General features: G+C 57.5%; 1 pseudogene. It reads right to left on the bottom strand.

From position 1 onward, the window contains the following. Positions 1–420: 420 nt before the first annotated feature. A pseudogene (locus tag EN861_RS34285) lies at positions 421–581 on the bottom strand (xanthine dehydrogenase family protein subunit M); the annotation flags it as partial.

The following is a 581-nucleotide window of genomic DNA, read 5'->3' as shown; positions in this document are numbered from 1 at the left end:
GCGAGCCTGGGTGGTGTAGAGTGCTGACATTGCTGGTCTCCATTTATCTTGTGCACGATTATTTAGTGTGCAAGATAAATAGTTGTCAACCCTTCTTCGTCATCCACGTGCGGAGCAAGGAGCGTAGCGACGCAGCGCAGACCCGAGGATCTTGTGTGTTGGTTCGGGTGTATGGTTGAAGTGGGAAGGAGGCCGAGAGGATCCTGGTCGTCCTTTCGAGGACAGGCCGCGGCATGGCTCGGTCCCTTCCCACCAATGAACCATCAACCTGAACAGTTGCACGGGGCTGTCTTCAGCAGACCCCGCACCACAGGAAGAGGCATGGCCATGATAGTGCAGAGCTATGTCGGCTGCGACATTTCCAAACAGACGCTCGACTTTTTTGACGAGGCAAGCGGCCGTTGCCGGCGCATCGCAGTCGGGCGGGAGTGGGTGACGGACAATATCGGTCCAGGTGGTGCGGGCGCCGATCCACCAATACTCGTCCGTCTCTTCGATGCCGCGCAACATGGCAAGACCGTTGATGTCGAGGATGTTGTCGCGAAAAGGTTTCGCGCCCTGCGCCGGATAGAAATCCGTGC

The organism is Mesorhizobium sp. M8A.F.Ca.ET.218.01.1.1 (genome assembly GCF_004791165.1).
Lineage (GTDB): Bacteria > Pseudomonadota > Alphaproteobacteria > Rhizobiales > Rhizobiaceae > Mesorhizobium.
Note: the sequence above shows the minus strand (reverse complement) of the source record. Positions and strands in the feature narration are given on the sequence as shown.